Source organism: Bacillus sp. SIMBA_005 (genome assembly GCF_046535585.1).
GTDB lineage: Bacteria > Bacillota > Bacilli > Bacillales > Bacillaceae > Bacillus > Bacillus pumilus.
Genome location: NZ_JAWRWI010000009.1, coordinates 1 through 18,121, shown reverse-complemented (window position 1 = coordinate 18,121; position 18,121 = coordinate 1). Strand labels below are relative to the sequence as shown.

17 protein-coding genes are annotated in these 18,121 nt (G+C 42.2%); 16 read left to right on the top strand and 1 reads right to left on the bottom strand.

Going from position 1 to position 18,121, the window contains the following annotated elements; translation table 11 throughout:
• The first annotated feature begins 17 nt into the window (after positions 1-17).
• The 16 genes from SB660_RS15335 (at position 18) to SB660_RS15260 (ending at position 17,955) form a co-directional block, all read left to right on the top strand.
• A complete protein-coding gene (locus tag SB660_RS15335) occupies positions 18-746 on the top strand; it encodes a response regulator transcription factor (protein WP_058015093.1) in 729 nt (242 codons plus the stop codon).
• Positions 739-2,484, top strand: a complete 1,746-nt coding sequence (pnpS, locus tag SB660_RS15330) for a two-component system histidine kinase PnpS (protein ID WP_058015094.1) — start codon at positions 739-741, stop codon at positions 2,482-2,484. Before SB660_RS15335 ends, pnpS begins: the two co-directional genes overlap by 8 nt.
• 254 nt (positions 2,485-2,738) lie before the next feature.
• Entirely contained in the window at positions 2,739-5,378 is a 2,640-nt protein-coding gene (polA, locus tag SB660_RS15325; RefSeq protein WP_180310386.1) for a DNA polymerase I, read from the top strand.
• Positions 5,379-5,406: 28 nt separating this feature from the next.
• Positions 5,407-6,237: a DNA-formamidopyrimidine glycosylase gene (gene mutM, locus SB660_RS15320; protein ID WP_180310387.1), complete on the top strand. Its 831-nt coding sequence runs from the start codon at positions 5,407-5,409 to the stop codon at positions 6,235-6,237.
• Positions 6,238-6,414: 177 nt separating this feature from the next.
• The gene (gene ytaF / locus SB660_RS15315; RefSeq protein WP_058015096.1) at positions 6,415-7,047 is read left to right on the top strand and encodes a sporulation membrane protein YtaF; all 633 of its coding nucleotides are present in this window, start codon (positions 6,415-6,417) and stop codon (positions 7,045-7,047) included.
• A 14-nt stretch (positions 7,048-7,061) separates the two neighbouring features.
• Positions 7,062-7,667: a dephospho-CoA kinase gene (coaE, locus tag SB660_RS15310; protein ID WP_180310388.1), complete on the top strand. Its 606-nt coding sequence runs from the start codon at positions 7,062-7,064 to the stop codon at positions 7,665-7,667.
• Positions 7,668-7,839: 172 nt separating this feature from the next.
• On the top strand, positions 7,840-8,862 hold the full coding sequence (locus SB660_RS15305; protein WP_061409055.1) for a glyceraldehyde-3-phosphate dehydrogenase: 1,023 nt from the start codon (positions 7,840-7,842) through the stop codon (positions 8,860-8,862).
• A gap of 234 nt (positions 8,863-9,096) precedes the next feature.
• On the top strand, positions 9,097-9,477 hold the full coding sequence (gene speD, locus SB660_RS15300; RefSeq protein WP_003216492.1) for an adenosylmethionine decarboxylase: 381 nt from the start codon (positions 9,097-9,099) through the stop codon (positions 9,475-9,477).
• Positions 9,478-9,663: 186 nt separating this feature from the next.
• Positions 9,664-10,050 (top strand): hypothetical protein, encoded by a 387-nt coding sequence (locus tag SB660_RS15295; protein WP_058015100.1) that lies wholly within the window; start codon positions 9,664-9,666, stop codon positions 10,048-10,050.
• A 4-nt stretch (positions 10,051-10,054) separates the two neighbouring features.
• Positions 10,055-10,513, top strand: a complete 459-nt coding sequence (gene nrdR, locus SB660_RS15290; RefSeq protein ID WP_003216720.1) for a transcriptional regulator NrdR — start codon at positions 10,055-10,057, stop codon at positions 10,511-10,513.
• A 102-nt stretch (positions 10,514-10,615) separates the two neighbouring features.
• Positions 10,616-12,040 (top strand): replicative helicase loading/DNA remodeling protein DnaB, encoded by a 1,425-nt coding sequence (gene dnaB, locus SB660_RS15285; protein WP_410583176.1) that lies wholly within the window; start codon positions 10,616-10,618, stop codon positions 12,038-12,040.
• Positions 12,041-12,057: 17 nt separating this feature from the next.
• Positions 12,058-12,987 (top strand): primosomal protein DnaI, encoded by a 930-nt coding sequence (dnaI, locus tag SB660_RS15280; RefSeq protein WP_061409050.1) that lies wholly within the window; start codon positions 12,058-12,060, stop codon positions 12,985-12,987.
• Positions 12,988-13,020: 33 nt separating this feature from the next.
• Positions 13,021-13,659 carry a TVP38/TMEM64 family protein gene (locus SB660_RS15275; RefSeq protein WP_061409046.1) on the top strand — a complete coding sequence of 213 codons (639 nt, stop codon included), beginning with the start codon at positions 13,021-13,023 and terminating at the stop codon, positions 13,657-13,659.
• Between the two features lie 60 nt (positions 13,660-13,719).
• Positions 13,720-14,589, top strand: coding sequence for a putative sporulation protein YtxC (gene ytxC, locus SB660_RS15270; RefSeq protein ID WP_410583173.1), 870 nt, complete (start codon positions 13,720-13,722; stop codon positions 14,587-14,589).
• Positions 14,590-14,926: 337 nt separating this feature from the next.
• On the top strand, positions 14,927-16,867 hold the full coding sequence (thrS, locus tag SB660_RS15265; protein WP_058015105.1) for a threonine--tRNA ligase: 1,941 nt from the start codon (positions 14,927-14,929) through the stop codon (positions 16,865-16,867).
• Between the two features lie 167 nt (positions 16,868-17,034).
• Positions 17,035-17,955, top strand: coding sequence for a methyl-accepting chemotaxis protein (locus tag SB660_RS15260; RefSeq protein ID WP_410583171.1), 921 nt, complete (start codon positions 17,035-17,037; stop codon positions 17,953-17,955).
• 69 nt (positions 17,956-18,024) lie between these two features.
• On the opposite strand, the gene SB660_RS15255 is transcribed toward SB660_RS15260, so the two are convergent.
• Positions 18,025-18,121: IS3 family transposase (locus SB660_RS15255; RefSeq protein ID WP_410583281.1), on the bottom strand; the 97-nt coding region annotated here is incomplete at its 5' end.

The following is an 18,121-nucleotide window of genomic DNA, read 5'->3' as shown; positions in this document are numbered from 1 at the left end:
CTAATTGGAGGCACAACATGAATAAAAAAATATTAGTTGTGGATGATGAAGAATCGATTGTAACACTTCTAAGCTATAACCTTGAAAGAGCGGGCTATGATGTCGTCACAGCAAGAGACGGGGAAGAAGCGCTTGAAAAAGCAGCAAGTGAACAACCTGATCTCATTGTATTAGATTTAATGCTTCCGAAGATGGACGGCATTGAAGTGTGCAAACAACTGAGAATTCAAAAAATGATGTTCCCTATTTTAATGCTGACAGCAAAGGACGATGAATTTGATAAGGTGCTAGGTCTTGAGCTTGGGGCCGATGATTACATGACAAAGCCATTCAGTCCTAGAGAAGTGGGTGCTCGGGTAAAAGCCATCTTGAGAAGAGCACAGCAATCTCAGCCTGCCCCCACGCAAGAGGAGAAGGAAGAGATGATTGCAGATCAAATCAAAATTGGTGAACTGCGTATTTTACCAGAACACTACGAGGTCTATTTCCAGGAAGAACGTCTAGAGCTGACGCCAAAAGAATTTGAACTGCTGCTTTATTTGGCGAAGCATAAAGGACGTGTCCTCACGCGTGATTTATTGCTAAGTGCCGTTTGGAATTATGACTTTGCAGGTGACACTCGTATTGTGGATGTTCATATTAGCCACTTGCGGGACAAAATTGAAAAGAACACGAAAAAACCAACATACATTAAAACGATTCGCGGCTTAGGCTACAAATTGGAGGAGCCAAAGCCAAATGAGTAAAATTAGAACCCGTCTGTTTTCGGGACTCATTTTTCTCCTTTTTATTGTGTTTGTGGCACTTGGTCTTTTCTTGGATCACATGTTCCATGTTTTCTATGAAACAAAATTAACAGAACGAATGGAAAAGGAATCGAGCTTTCTCCTGTCTTCTATGAATGGTGATGATCTAAAGGCGAAGCAAAACAAAGAGGTCCTCAACCAAGCAAAGCAGCATTTTGATATGAATGCGTCGATTGTCGATTTAAAGGGGAATATCATACATACAACGGGTCAAGCAGAACAAAAGGCCATCATTCAAAACACACTGAACAATGAACGTCTCCAAACAAAAGGGGTCGTTATTGACGATGAGAAAGATGCGCTGTTCCATTATGCTGTCCCGATCTTAAAACAACAAAACGAACCGGCGGGTTATTTATTTCTCCATGCGTCATACGAGCCTTTAAATGAAATTGACGGCCAGCTTTGGCTTGCCTTAGCCTTTTGTCTTGGCTCGGCGATCATCATCATTGTTTTCTTCGGGTACCGCATGTCGATGAAATATGTGAAACCAATTGATTATGCGACAAAGGTAGCCAAACAGCTAGAACGCGGGAACTATGATACGAATAATTACGAAGAGCTGATGATTGAAACAAGTGAACTGAATACTTCCATGAAGCGTTTGGCGGGAAGTCTGCAAGAAATGACAAGTGCCGGTGAAATGCAGAGAGACCGGCTGCAAACGGTCATTGAAAATATTGGAGCGGGGATTATATTGATTGATAAGATGGGGTATATCCACCTCGTCAATCGAACCTTCCGCAAGCAGTTTAAGGTGCAAAAGCATATTTACATGCACAAGCTGTATCACGAAGCGTTTACCCATGAAGAGATTATCGAATTAATTGACGAAATTTTCATGACAGAAACGAAGGTGCGGAAGTTTTTACGTCTAGCCGTTGACATTGAACGCCGCTACTTCCAAGTGGATGGTGTACCCATTTTAAGTACAGACGATGAATGGAAAGGAATTGTCCTCGTGTTTCATGACGTGACAGAAACGAAGCAGCTGGAGCAGATGCGAAAAGACTTTGTCGCCAATGTGTCTCATGAGTTAAAAACACCGATTACGTCGATTAAAGGATTTTCTGAAACCCTTCTTGATGGCGCAATTGATGACAAAGAAGCACTGACAGAATTCCTTTCTATCATTTTAAAGGAGAGTGTCCGCCTAGAAACATTGATTCAAGACTTACTTGATCTTTCTAAAATTGAGCAGCAGCAATTCAAGCTGAATATTCAAGAAGCCAATGCGACAGAAATCATCCAAGAGATTCAAGTGCTGTTAAGTCAAAAGGCTACAGAAAAAGGCATTCAACTACATGTACGTGTCCCAAAAGAACCGGTCTATGTCATGGCAGATCCGCTAAGGTTAAAGCAAATCTTCCTCAATCTCGTTAATAATGCCCTTACCTATACACCAGAGGGAGGTAGTGTCACCATCACAGCAAGACCGCGAAAAGGTGCCTATGAATTTGATGTAGCAGATACAGGAATCGGCATGAAGAAAAGTGAGATTCCAAGAATATTTGAGAGATTTTATCGAATTGATAAAGATAGAAGCAGGAATTCAGGCGGTACAGGTCTTGGTCTTGCCATTGTCAAACACCTTGTGGAAGCGCATGAAGGAACAATTTCTGTCCGCAGCAAACAAGGTAAAGGAACGACTTTTACAGTGAGCCTGAAATCAACATAGAGAAAAAAGGAAAGTCACGTTAAAATTTACATGATCTTTACAATGAATTCATGTTTTGTTAAACATTCATTGATAGGATGAATAGGAACCCCTTCATCCAAGGAGCCAATTTTGGAAGGACGAAAACACTTGTTGTTTTCGTCCCTTTTTTATGCAGGCTCGACTATTTTCTTTTCAAAATAAACTTTGATAAAATGAAGATACAATGTGTGAAAGAGACGGCTGAGATGGCTCAGCCGATGGAGGATTAAAACATGACAGACAAAAAGAAATTAGTGTTAGTGGATGGAAACAGTCTCGCATATCGAGCCTTTTTTGCTTTGCCGCTATTATCAAATGATAAAGGCGTACATACAAATGCTATTTATGGGTTTGCGATGATCTTAATGAAAATGCTGGAGGACGAGAAGCCAACTCATATGCTCGTCGCATTTGATGCGGGAAAAACAACATTCCGCCATGAGACATTTAAAGAATATAAAGGCGGAAGACAAAAAACCCCGCCAGAGCTATCAGAACAAATGCCGTTCATCCGTGAACTATTAGATGCCTATCAGGTGAAAAGATACGAGCTTCCTCAATATGAGGCAGATGATATTATCGGTACATTGGCTGTCGAGGCAGAAAAAGACGGCTTTGAAGTCAAAATCTTCTCAGGAGATAAAGACTTAACACAGCTCTCAACTGATCATACGACAGTGGCTATTACGAAAAAAGGCATCACAGAAGTAGAATACTATACACCTGCCCATATTGAAGAAAAATATGGTCTGCGACCAGATCAAATCATTGATATGAAAGGGCTGATGGGAGATTCATCAGATAATATCCCAGGCGTCCCAGGTGTAGGCGAAAAAACAGCCATTAAATTGTTAAAGCAGTTTGAAACAGTCGAGAACCTGCTTGAACATATTGATGAAGTGAGCGGGAAAAAGCTCAAAGAAAAGCTTGAAGAATATAAAGAGCAAGCAGTCATGAGTAAAGAACTGGCAACCATTCTCGTAGAAGCACCTATCGATGTGTCAAGCAAAGATCTCGCCTACGAAGGTCCACACATGGATCAAGTGATTTCTCTTTATAAAGAATTAGGCTTTCAAACGCTGCTAGAGCGTCTAGGAGAAGCACCAGAAACAGATGAACAGGTTGAAGTAGATGCTTTAGAAGTGAAGAAAATGACAGCTGCAGGAGGCGACATGCTGACAGATCATGCAGCCCTTGTGGTAGAACAGCTTGGAGATAATTATCACGAAGCGGATTTGATCGGTTTTGCGATCCATAATGAAAATGGTGCATTTTTTATGACGAAAGAAGATGCACTTCAATCAGATGCATTTAAAGAATGGGTACAGGATGAAACGAAGAAAAAATGGGTCTTTGATTCAAAAAGAGCAGTTGTCGCTCTCAGATGGCATGATGTAGACCTAAAAGGTGTCGACAATGATGTTCTGCTCGCTTCTTACGTCGTCAACCCGCAGAAATCATACGAAGACGTCGCAAGTGTAGCGAAGGAGTATGGTCTGAATATCGCTCTTTCTGATGAAAAAGTATACGGAAAAGGAGCAAAACAGGCGATTCCACCTGAAGATGAACTGAAAGAACATCTTGGACGAAAGGCAGCGGCGATCTCAGCCTTGCATGATTTAACACTAGAAGCATTAGAAAAAAATGATCAGCATGAACTATATGAAGATTTAGAGCTGCCGCTAGCACTCATCTTAGGTGAAATGGAATCTCTTGGAGTAAAGGTAGATATAAAACGCCTAGAGAAAATGGGTGAAGAATTAACGAAAAAGCTCAAAGAATATGAAGAAACCATTCACCGCTTAGCAGGAGAAACGTTTAACATCAATTCTCCTAAACAGCTTGGTGTCATCCTTTTTGAAAAATTAGGTCTCCCAGCTATTAAAAAGACAAAAACAGGCTACTCGACGTCTGCAGATGTGCTTGAAAAGCTTGAAGATAAGCATGAAATCATTCGGTCCATTCTACACTACAGACAAATTGGAAAGCTGCAATCGACCTATGTAGAAGGGTTAATGAAAGTTACGCGTAAGGATACCCATAAAGTGCATACAAGATTTAATCAAGCACTCACGCAAACAGGAAGATTAAGCTCAACAGATCCAAATCTTCAAAACATCCCGATTCGTTTAGAAGAAGGACGGAAGATTCGTCAAGCATTCGTTCCTTCAAAAGAAGGCTGGCTCATGTTTGCAGCTGACTATTCACAAATCGAGCTGCGTGTACTCGCTCATATTTCACAAGATGAGAATTTGATCGAAGCATTTACGAGGGACATGGACATTCACACGAAAACAGCGATGGATGTGTTCCATGTCTCAGAAGAAGAAGTGACTTCCGCTATGAGAAGACAAGCCAAGGCAGTAAACTTTGGTATTGTATATGGAATCAGCGACTATGGACTTTCTCAAAACCTTGGGATCACAAGAAAAGAAGCAGCCGCATTTATCGAGCGCTATTTAACAAGCTTTAAAGGCGTGAAAACCTATATGGAAGAAATCGTCCAGGAAGCGAAACAAAAAGGCTACGTCACGACGCTTCTTAAACGCAGACGATATATCCCGGACATCACAAGCCGTAATTTTAATATTAAAAGCTTTGCAGAACGAACAGCCATGAACACACCGATCCAAGGCAGCGCCGCCGATATTATTAAAAAGGCGATGATTGATATGGCGCGAAGGCTCAAAGAAGAAAACCTGCAAACAAATCTTTTATTACAGGTGCACGATGAATTGATCTTCGAAGCGCCAAAAGAAGAAATTGCGATCCTTGAAAAGATTGTTCCTGAAGTCATGGAAAATGCACTTCAGCTTGATGTGCCACTAAAAGTTGATTTTGCTTCAGGTCCATCTTGGTACGATGCGAAATAAATCATAGAGAGAAAAAGGAGCGAGGAGCATGCCGGAATTACCAGAAGTTGAAACCGTCCGGCGCACTCTCAAGCGGTTAGTCGAAGGAAAGACGATTGAAACGGTCGATATCAAATGGCCAAATATCATCAAACGTCCTGGGGAGCCGGAAGAGTTCGCAAGAAAAATGGTAGGAGAAACCATACAAACCATTGAAAGAAGAGGGAAGTTCCTCCTCTTTCATTTAGACCATTATGTGATGGTCTCTCATTTAAGGATGGAAGGGAAATACCGTGTACATGAAGCGCATGAGCCTTATGACAAACATGTACACGTCGTCTTTACGTTTACAGATGGGATGGAGCTTCGGTACCATGATGTGCGTAAATTTGGTACGATGCACTTATTTCAGCCGGGTGAAGAGGAAAAGGAACTCCCGCTATCACAGCTGGGATATGAACCATTTGATAAACAGTTCACTCCTGAGTATTTATGGGAGCAATTGAAAAAAACTACCCGCGTGGTCAAAACAGCGCTGCTTGATCAAAAGATTGTCGTAGGACTTGGTAACATTTACGTAGATGAGGTCCTGTTTAAATCACGGATTCATCCAGAAACGAAAGCGAATCAGCTCAGTCTGGAATCCTGCAAAGTGCTTCACAAACAGATCATCGATACGCTTCAAGTGGCGGTAGATGCGGGCGGAAGTACGATTCGTTCTTATATCAACTCACAAGGAGATATTGGCACATTTCAGCTGCAGCTTCTTGTATATGACCGGCGGGGAGAGCCTTGCCAAACATGCGGAAGTATCATTGAGAAAACAGTAGTCGGAGGGCGCGGCACGCACTTTTGTGTGACCTGCCAAAAACGTCCCTAATAAAGCTTAACCATGGGCATGCTTCCTTTTTGCGATGCATACGATAAAAAACATTCATTTTTCAGCAAGGTGTAGACTGACACACAGCCCACCTGCTCTTCATATAGTGGAGAAGAGTCTAAGAACGCCTAGAGACTCTTGATCATCGTTGCATGAACAGAAAGGAAGAGTTCAGGTATGATTTCGATTTCGCTCCTGTTTTTAGCTATTGCAGTCAGCATCGACAGCTTTTCTGTAGGTTTTACGTATGGTCTTCGCAAAATGAGAATCCCATTTAAAGCCATCGTCATTATTGCATGCTGCTCAGGGATTGTGCTGCTCATTTCTATGCTGATTGGCAGCCTGCTGACGACATTTCTCCCTGTCTCAGTGACCGATAAACTGGGGGGAGGCATTTTAATTGCCATTGGTCTTTGGGTCCTGTATCAATTTTATAAACCAGCGAAAGAGCGCGATTTGCTTCTTCATGAAAAGACATTGCTTAATGTGGAAGTCCAATCGCTTGGGCTTGTCATTCACATTTTAAGAAAGCCGACAAGTGCAGATATTGACCGATCTGGGACGATTAATGGAATAGAAGCGTTACTTCTTGGAATTGCTTTATCCATTGATGCATTTGGCGCAGGGATTGGCGCAGCGATTCTAGGCTTTTCTCCAATTGTCATGAGTATCACGGTCGCAGTGATGAGCTCACTTTTTGTATGTATCGGGCTCCGAGCCGGTCATTACTTGGCAAATTGGCGCTGGATCGATAAACTCGCATGTTTACCAGGGCTTCTGCTCATATTAATTGGGGTTTGGAAGCTGTAAAAGGAGGAAATCAATTGACGCTTGTCATTGGATTAACAGGCGGGATTGCTAGCGGAAAAAGCACAGTCTCGCAGATGATAAAAGAGCAGGGCATACGGGTTGTGGACGCAGATGTAATTGCAAAAGAAGCGGTCGCCAAAGGAACACCCGCCCTTCATCATATCGTTCAAACCTTTGGTGAGGGTGTCCTCCTCCCAAATGGAGAGCTGGACCGGCAGCAGCTGGGAGCCATTATTTTCTCTAATGAAGAGAAAAGAAAGCAGCTAAATGCAATCGTTCATCCAGAAGTGCGAAAGGAAATGCTCAGGCAGCGTGATGAAGGAATCGACAGCCAAGAAACATTCGTTGTCCTGGATATCCCGCTTTTATTTGAGAGTCAGCTGGAAAGTCTTGTCGATCGGATTATTGTGGTGTATACAACACCAGAATTACAGCTATCACGACTTATGAATCGAAACGACCTTAGTGCGGAAGAAGCACTGAATCGGATTCACTCTCAGCACCCACTTGAGGAAAAATGTAAGAAAGCAGACCGGGTGATTGAAAATACACAAGATCTCGCTTTTATCAGAAAGCAATTGCAGAACATATTAAATGAATGGGAACATACAGATAAGTAAGAGTACATACACGTACTCTTCTTTTTTTATGCTTTATTCTGATTTCCTTTGAAAAGAACAGCCCTTTTTAGAAAATATACGTTTATATACTGGCAATTACATTCTAATGTGATATACTAATTTCATAAATAAATTTATTGAGTATAACACATAATAGAGGAGTGACCTGTTCATGAAGGTAAAAGCAGCGATCAATGGATTTGGCAGAATTGGACGCATGGTCTTCAGAAAAGCAATGCTTGATGATCAAATTCAAATTGTAGCGGTGAACGCAAGCTATCCTGCCGAAACGCTAGCACATTTAATTAAATATGACACAAATCATGGACGTTACGAATGCGATGTGACAGCAGAAGATGACGCCCTGATTGTAAATGGGAAAAGAGTGCTTTTGCTCAATAACAGAGACCCAAAGCAGCTTCCGTGGGGAGAGCTTGGGATTGATATCGTCATAGAAGCAACAGGAAAATTCAATTCAAAAGATCAAGCGATGGGCCATATAGATGCCGGAGCAAAAAAGGTCGTACTTACAGCTCCAGGTAAAAATGAAGACGTTACAATTGTAATGGGTGTCAATGAGGATGATCTTGATCCTGAAAAGCACGTCGTTATTTCAAACGCATCTTGTACAACAAACTGTTTAGCACCAGTTGTCAAATTGTTAGATGATGAATTCGGTATCGACAACGGTTTAATGACAACGGTTCATGCGTATACAAATGATCAAAAAAATATCGATAACCCGCATAAGGATTTGCGCCGGGCAAGAGCATGTGCCCAGTCCATTATTCCAACTACGACGGGTGCCGCTAAAGCGCTTTCTTTAGTGCTGCCGCACATGAAAGGGAAATTGCATGGACTTGCACTGCGCGTGCCAGTCTCCAACGTATCGATGGTTGATCTTGTCGTTGACTTGAAAAAAGATGTCACAGCAGAAGAAGTCAATGCAGCCTTCTCAAATGCATCAAAAACTTCTCTATCCGGTATTTTAGATTACACGGATGAGCCGCTTGTTTCTACAGACTTTAATACGAACCCTTATTCAGCTGTCGTAGATGGACTGACAACGATGGTGATGGGGGATAGAAAAGTAAAAGTTCTTGCATGGTATGACAATGAATGGGGTTATTCATGCAGAGTGGTGGATCTTGTGAAGTTTGTCGGATCGCAGATGAAAGAGCTTTCTGCTGTTTGAAATGAAGAAGACGAACGTCCCTTTTCAAGAAATGAGAGAAAATCCCATTGAAAACACAGCTTGCAAAATGGGTCTAAACAAAGTATACTATTTTTCGTGAACTTCTTGTTCGCAGACTCATTCGGGTATACTTAAAGGGTTAGGACCTCTTTGGACTAACTTTCCCCCGTGGTATATGTCCGGTCCGGCTGCTTAGAACTTCACTCTTTCATTCTTGTTTAAGGGGGGTCCATGATGGAAACAATCGGACGTCACGTTATCTCCGAGTTATGGGGATGCGACTGTGATAAACTGAACGACATGGATTTTATTGAAAAAACGTTTGTAAATGCAGCTTTGAAATCAGGAGCTGAAGTAAGAGAGGTTGCTTTTCACAAATTTGCACCTCAAGGAGTAAGTGGAGTTGTCATTATTTCTGAATCTCATCTGACAATTCACAGCTTTCCTGAACATGGTTATGCGAGCATAGATGTTTATACTTGCGGCGACCTAGATCCGAATATCGCAGCAGATCATATCGGAGATGAATTAGGCGCTGAAACAAGAGAAAACATTGAAATTCCTCGAGGCATGGGACCTGTACAAGTGAAACAGGCACAAGCCAAAGCACTGTAAACATAAAAAAAGATCGCAATGGGAGCTGGCCAAAAGCATTGAAATGCCTTTGTGTTATGCTCCTTTTTATATTTGTTTGATAGAGAAAATCCAACATTCCCCAACTTGCCTATACTTTTGTTCTAGGAAAACAAAGGTTTTTTTTATAAAATAAAGAAGAGGTATTATGGCAAAGGGGATACGTATATGACTTTAGGACAAAAGTTCAAACGATTCATGTCAAACCATACAGAAACATCTGACGAGCATCCACTACCAGAACTGAAAAGCCATTACTACAAATCGACGAATGCGCAAGTTTTTCAAGCGCTGGAAGCCATGCTTTCCGGGCACGCTTCCTATCAAGTGACATCTGTTTCAGCAGAACGAGGTGAAATCAGCGCCAACATCACAATGCCGAAAAAAGCCTTTCTCGTAGCGACAGTCATTTCAATTCGTCCTTTTGAAACAGCTGTCGATTTTAATGTGACAACAGAAACAGCACTGCCAACAGATTTTGGCTATAGTGAGAAAACGGTTTTTTCCCTTTATGATGAACTAGACAAACAACTTCCAAGAATAGATCGGAGCTGATGAAATGAAATGTCCCACATGTCAGCACCTTGGTACAAGGGTGCTTGATTCAAGACCAGTAGATGAAGGGAAATCCATCCGTCGTAGAAGAGAGTGCGAAAGCTGCCAATATCGCTTTACGACGTTTGAGAAATTAGAAGAATTACCACTGATTGTGGTGAAAAAAGAAGGAATTCGTGAAGAGTTCAGCCGCGAAAAGATGCTGAGAGGACTCATTAAAGCGTGTGAAAAACGTCCAGTTGCTTTAAAGCAGCTTGAGGATGTCTGCTTTAATATCGAAAAAGAACTGCGTAATCAAGGTATGTCAGAAGTGAAAAGTGAGCTTGTAGGTGAAATGGTGATGGACGAGCTGGCAAAAATTGATGAAGTGTCTTACGTCAGGTTTGCCTCCGTTTACCGGCAGTTTAAAGATATCAATGTCTTTATTGATGAATTAAAAGATTTATTAAAGAAAGAACGCTAAAAAAGAGCTGAAGATTCTTCACGCTCTTTTTCCTGCGTAAAGCGTAAAACGTAAAAAGGGTGTACAATAGAAACAATTGCAATTCATGGGGAGGATCAGCATATGACAGAGCATTGGAAGGAAGTGCTAGCCGTCGATCCGTATGTCGTCAAAAGCGCTTCATTGCTCGGTGACATCGATAGACAGCTCATCACTCTTTTATATCAGCCGCTTATAGGCATGTCCGCTTTCAGCTTATATATGACGCTGTGGGGAGAGCTGGAACAAAATCGTATGTGGGGGAAACCCGCACCTCATCGGCAGCTCATGGTCATGCTGCAAACGAATTTGAATGATATTTTTGAGGAACGTTTAAAGCTTGAAGCGATTGGTTTACTGCGCACATATGAACAGGAAACGGAAGAAGGCAGACTGTTTACATATGAGCTTGTACCGCCGCTAAGACCAGATGAGTTTTTCCAAGATGGTATGCTGAATGTCCTGCTGTACCATCGTGTGGAGAAAGCGAAATATATGCAGCTTCGTGATTATTTCTCATATCCTGGTGTTCCGGCAGAGGCAAGGAACATCTCACGGTCGTTTGAAGAAGTCTTTCACGTATTGCAGCCAGGTGAACGCAGGATGACAGAAGAAATCAATCAGGCGTCATCACTTGATCAAGGCTATGAATATGTCACCGTTGGATCGAGTCAGCCTGCTCCGCTCTCAGACGATTCCTTTGATTTCGATCTATTGTTAGCAGGCATGTCTGATATGATGATTCCAAGAAAGGCTTTGACTAAGCAGGTGAAAGAAACCATTAAGAAGTTAGCGGTTGTATACGGCATCACCCCGCTTCAAATGCAAAATATTGTAGCAGGCGCCTGCGGTTCTGATCAAATGATCTCAACAGAAGAACTGAGAAAAGCAGCAAGAGACTGGTACCAAATTGAATACAGAGGCGAGCAGCCAAAACTCATTGATCAAAAACAGCCGAGACACTTGCGTCAAGATGCTTCAAAAGCGCCGGTATTAGATACGCCAGATGCAAAATTGATTGAAAAGCTTGATCATATTTCGCCTAGGGAGCTGCTAAAAGATATGGCAGATGGCATTGAGCCAACATATGCCGACTTAAGAATTGTCGAAGATATTATGCTTGAGCAGCAGCTGGAGCCAGGTGTCATGAACGTTTTGATCTACTATACATTACTGAAAACAGATATGAAGCTGACGAAAACATATATGCAAAAAATTGCCGCTCATTGGGTGAGAAAGAAAATTAAAACCGTAGCGGCTGCCATGAAAATTGCCAAAGAAGAGAACAGGCAAATGACAGAGTGGGCGCAGCAGAAAAAGCAGCGCAGCACGTACGGATCAGGGAAAGTCGTCCGTGAAGAGAAGCTTCCTGACTGGATGAAAGAAACTGAAACGAAAGAACAGCCGGCAAAAGAACAAACAGACAGCCTATCGACAGAAGACCTCGAACGAGAAAAAGAAAAACTGTTAGATCAGTTTAAAAATATGAAAAAGTACAATGCACATTAAGATGAGGTGAGATGAGGATGAAACCGATCGGTCGTTCATTTGAACAGCTAAAAGGGCGCGTAGATTTTCGTGTGAGATACAATCAGATTAAAGAGAGTGTGTTATCTGATGAAAACGTAAAAGCCTTTTTACAGGAGCACCAAGAAGACATACACGAAGACATGATCAATCGCAGCTTGAACCGGCTTTTTGAATATGTGCAGCAGTCGAAGGGCTGTTCATATTGCTTAGATGAAGAGAACGTCAATGCGATTTTAGACGGTTATCACCCGAAGCTTGTGATCAAAGGTCAGAGTATTGATATTGAATATTCCCCTTGTCCAGTCAAGCTGCGGCTCGATAGACAGAAAAAACAGCAAGAGCTCATGAAAAGCATGTACATTCCGCAAAATGTTCTTCAAGCAACGTTTGCTGATCTGAACGTTGTGGGAAGACAGGAAGTCATTCAAAAAGTAGGACAATTTCTGCAAAGCTATGATGAGACGGGCAAAGGGAAGGGCTTATATTTACACGGGAAGTTTGGAGTAGGAAAAACGTATATTCTGGCAGCCATTGCGCAGCAGTTAGCGGAGAAGGAATATCCATCTCTCCTTGTGTACGTGCCTGAATTTGTGAGAGAGTTAAAAAATTCGTTAGCCGATCATACATTAGAATCAAAATTGAACATGGTCAAATCCACCCCTATTCTAATGCTTGATGATATTGGTGCAGAGTCGATGACAAGCTGGGTTCGTGATGAACTGCTCGGAACGATTTTACAATACCGTATGGCAGAGCAGCTGCCGACTTTCTTCTCTTCTAATTTCTCACCAAGTGAACTGAAGCATCACTTTACGTACTCACAGCGCGGGGAAAAAGAAGAGGTCAAAGCCGCTCGTTTAATGGAACGGATTCTCTATTTAGCAGAGGCAGTCTTGCTCGAAGGAGAAAACCGCCGTCATTTATAAAAACGTCTATCACGTGAAGGAGGAGCAAATGAAATGAACAAAAGAAAATGGCTGCTTTTTCTCGTGATTGCAGGTCTCGCTGTTTTACTTTGGTGGCTGAACAAACAGCATCTTCAGCTGGCACCGAAAGATGTGAAGAATTGGGTGCTTCAATTTGGATTGCTGGCCCCCTTTGTTTTTCTTTTCTTATCTCTTTTTCGCCCGTTTGTTCTCGTCCCACTTACGGTCTTTTCGCTGGCAGCGGGTTTGGCCTTTGGAAGTGTTCTTGGGACGATTTATGCTCTCGTCGGTGCTACCGCCGGGGCAACAGGCTCCTTCCTGCTTGCCACAACCTTTCGCTCCAAAAAGAAGGAAACAGAATCAAGCAGCCGGAAGCTGAGAGCGGTGACATCCCGCATTCAGGAGCATGGCTTTCTTTACATTTTGTTATTGCGTATTGCCCCAATCCATTTTGACTTTGTCAGCTATGCGGCAGCAGCTTCACGTGCGAATTATCGTGCATTTACGGCAGCTACCTTTTTAGGGTTAATACCGGGTACAGTGGCATTAAATGTCCTTGGATCAAGCTTTGTCAGCGGCAATTATGCCGCCTTAGCAATCGTTTGTTTGATTTATCTGATCTTTATCTCAGTTCCACTTATTTTAAAAAGAAAGAGGCCTGATTTATTTTAGGCGTCTATTTTTTATGTTCTCCCCATATATATGTAACAGATGTCGTTAGGGGGGACAAACATGCTTGAAATAATCTTTGAAGATGAATATGATACCGCCGCTTTTTTACATCTTGCTGAACACTTGGACAGTCGGCATCACATGTCAATTCAACAAGGGAAAGACCGGCTTCTCATAGAGGCGAAGGAATCAAAAGAAGGACTTGAGCCTATTGTGCGGCCATTACTGGTTCACTTTTTTTTGGAATGCAAAGAAAATGAGCGCATGCGCAACATTCTTGAAAACACGTATTTATTTAAAGATCCTGAAGAGCAGCACCAAATTCTTTCCATCGCCCACAGCATCATGAATGGGGATTTAGATGATATTCCCGGCATTCATCAAGAACCGTCAAGAGAAGCCCTGTTAACAAAGGAGCTTGAGACGATTTCTTTACAGCAAGGTATTTTTTCAATTGGTTCATTTATGACATTCAGACTGTCAGAGTATGACAGGAGGCTGAAGAACTATGTTGAAGTCTCCATTGAAGAATACAAAATGGAACAAGAATATCAAAACTTCATTCAATCGCTTCGAGACTATGTGATGGCAAAAGAACCAAAGCTCGAAAAAGTACATGTTGTGCATCAGGATCGCCTGATGATTTGGGAATTTCGGTACGCTTCTGAGCGTGATCAAAAACAATACATAGACAGACAGTTTGTAAGAGAGCATCCAATGTATATTGATTCGCAGCTGATTGCACCACTCGTATCCATAGCGCCCCAAAAGATTGATCTGTTTACAAATGATACAGGTCACTCGATGGTACAGACCATTCAAAATATTTTTCAAGAAAGGGTTGAGGTATTCCCGGCTCATTCATTTCAAGAACACAATGTTCAATTTGTCCATGACCATTTGGAACAGAAAAGTGAAAAGCTTTCTTGATTTTCACGAAAAAACGTTTTATAATACGGTGTAACTTCATACAGAGACCGTATTGATAAGGACATGAACAAATGAACACCCGCTTAAAGAGAGGGAAGCCGCGGCTGAAAGCTTCCTAGCAGAGGACCATTTGCTTTACCACCTTTGAACATCAGCTGTGAACGTTTTAGTAATGGCTGACGGGAATTCCCGTTATCGAACCACAAGCCGTGTTTGCTTATGAAAAAGTAAGCTGCAAATACGGGAAAAAGGGTGGAACCACGATTCCGTTTTATTCAACCTCGTCCCTTTCCAGGGGGCGGGGTTTTTATATTGCCAAAAAAAGGAGTGACCAGAGATGTCAGAACAAATTCAACTTACATTTCCAGATGGAGCAGTCAAGGAGTTTGACAAAACAGCTACAACAGAAGACATCGCGGCATCAATTAGCCCAGGCCTAAAGAAAAAAGCGCTTGCCGGTAAATTGAACGGCAAAGAAATAGATCTGCGTACGCCGCTATTAGAAAGTGGAACAATTGAGATCATTACAGATAAAAGTGATGAAGCGCTCGACATTATGCGCCACAGCACAGCTCATTTGCTAGCACAGGCAATCAAACGTCTGTATGGAAAAGAGCATCACGTTCAGTTTGGCGTAGGTCCTGTGATTGAAAATGGCTTCTACTACGATGTGGACATCGATGTTGCCATCACACCGGAAGATTTACCAAAGATTGAAAAAGAAATGAAAAAAATCATTAACAGCAATCTGCCAATCGAACGAATTGAAGTATCAAGAGAAGAAGCGAAAAAACGCTTTGAAGCGATTGGTGATCAATTAAAGCTTGAGCTGTTAGAGGCGATTCCAGAAGGTGAAGCTGTTACGATTTATGAGCAGGGTGAATTCTTTGACCTCTGCCGCGGCATTCACTTGCCATCAACAGGGAAAATCAAAGAGTTTAAGCTGTTAAGCCTTGCAGGTGCATACTGGAGAGGTGACAGCAACAATCAAATGCTTCAGCGTATTTACGGTACAGCTTTCTTCAGCAAAGATGATCTAAATGAGCATTTACGTCTGCTTGAAGAAGCGAAAGAACGTGATCATCGTAAACTAGGAAAAGAGCTGAAACTGTTTGCGAACTCTCAAAAGGTAGGTCAAGGTCTACCACTTTGGCTGCCAAAAGGTGCTACGATCCGCCGCGTCATTGAGCGTTATATTGTTGATAAAGAAGTACGCCTTGGTTATGAGCATGTGTATACACCAGTTCTTGCAAATGTTGAATTGTATAAAACATCAGGACACTGGGCGCATTATCAAGAAGACATGTTCCCTGTGATGGAAATGGACAACGAAGATCTTGTTCTTCGTCCGATGAACTGTCCGCACCATATGATGATTTACAAAAACGAGCCGCATAGCTATCGCGAATTGCCAATTCGTATTGCAGAGCTTGGTACAATGCACCGTTATGAAATGTCAGGTGCTTTATCCGGCCTTCAGCGTGTACGCGGTATGACATTAAACGATGCCCATATCTTTGTTCGTCCAGATCAAATCAAAGACGAATTCATTCGTACAGTTCGCCTAATTGAAGAAGTGTATCAAGACTTTGGCTTGAATGACTACACATTCCGCTTATCTTACCGTGATCCAGAAGATACTGAGAAGTATTTCGACGATGATGCGATGTGGAATAAAGCGCAATCGATGCTAAAGGATGCAATGGACGAGCTTGGTCATGACTATTATGAGGCAGAAGGCGAAGCGGCATTTTATGGTCCGAAGCTTGACGTTCAAGTGAAGACAGCTCTTGGAAAAGAAGAGACATTGTCTACTGTACAGCTTGATTTCTTACTTCCAGAGCGCTTTGATCTCACATATATCGGAGAAGATGGCAAGCACCATCGTCCAGTCGTGATTCATAGAGGTGTTGTTTCTACAATGGAGCGTTTTGTAGCCTTCTTAATTGAAGAATACAAAGGAGCCCTTCCAACTTGGCTGGCACCTGTACAATTCCAAGTCATCCCGGTTTCACCGTCTGTCCATTTAGACTATGCGAAAAAAGTACAAGAACGTTTGCAGCTTGAAGGTCTTCGTGTAGAGCTTGACAGCCGTGATGAAAAAATCGGATACAAAATTAGAGAATCGCAAATGCAAAAGATCCCGTACATGCTCGTCGTCGGAGATCAAGAAGCAGAAAATGGCGCTGTCAATGTTAGAAAATACGGAGAGCAAGATTCAGAAACGATGGATCTTGAAGCCTTTGTGAAACATGCAGTGGCAGAAGCGAAAAAATAATCTTTTTCAAACGAAGCAGTCAGTGATCTTTCTCTTTAGATCACTGGCTTTTTCTTGGGAAAAATCCTCCACTGGTGATCCAGTCCCTTGAATGATACGTTTAGATAGTACGAAAGTATGGGTAAGTATGTACTATTGATTCGAGTTAGATTGGGGGAATGAAAGCGATGATGCAAACAACAAACACTTTATCATCACAAGTATTGGAGCGATCAGCAGTACTTCGTGCATTGGAACACTCACTGGCGATGATTGAATTTGATGTGACAGGAGAAGTCCTATGGGTCAATGATATTTTTGCAAAAGCCATGGGATATTCAAAGCAAGAGATGATTGGTTTAAAACATAGACAGTTTTGTCCTCGTCATATTGCAGAGCACGCAAGCTATCAAATGTTTTGGAAGCGTTTGAAAGAGGGGCAAGTCTTTCAGGAAAAGGTGCAGCGGATGACGAAGAATGGTGACAGCTTATGGCTTGAAGCAACCTATACACCTGTCCGTAATGAAGAGGGAAACATAGTGGGTGTTGTGAAAGTCGCAACAGACATAACAGAGAGAGAAAACACGATGAAACAGGTCGTAGACGATTTAAAGGAGATGTCTGCAAAATTAATGGAGCGAGCAGAAGTGGGCATCCAGCATAGTCAAAGAGTCAATGTCTCCTTTGATCATATAGCAAACGAAACAGATCAAAATATGAGCTTACTAAAAGGATTAACAGAGCAGGTAGAGTCCATCAGCTCCATCGCTACAACAATTAACAGCATTTCTTCACAAACCCAGCTCCTTGCATTAAATGCGGCGATCGAAGCAGCCCACGCAGGTTCCTATGGAAATGGCTTTAGTGTAGTGGCGACAGAAATTCGAAAGCTTGCAACGAATTCAAAAGAAGCGATCGTCAAAGTAGATCAATATGTAAAGGCGATTCATGCGGAAGTAGAGAAGGTCAGCAGCGGAACGAGCCGGGCCAAAACAACGGTGTTTACAAATCGTGATCTTGTGAAGCAGGCAAACGAGGAATTTATCAATATAGGAGAAGCAGCCCGCAGTTTAGACAAGCAAGCGCAAAGTCTAGCAGGAATTGTGTAGTTTGAGCACACAAAAAACACCCAATCTCGGGGACTGACCCCCGTTATTGAGACAGGGATCAAAACACCTTTATACAGCCAATTGCCGACAGTTTATCGGTGATTGGTTGTTTAGTTTCGTTTGAATACGAATGTTGTTATAATAATAAATGTATTCTTTGACAGTG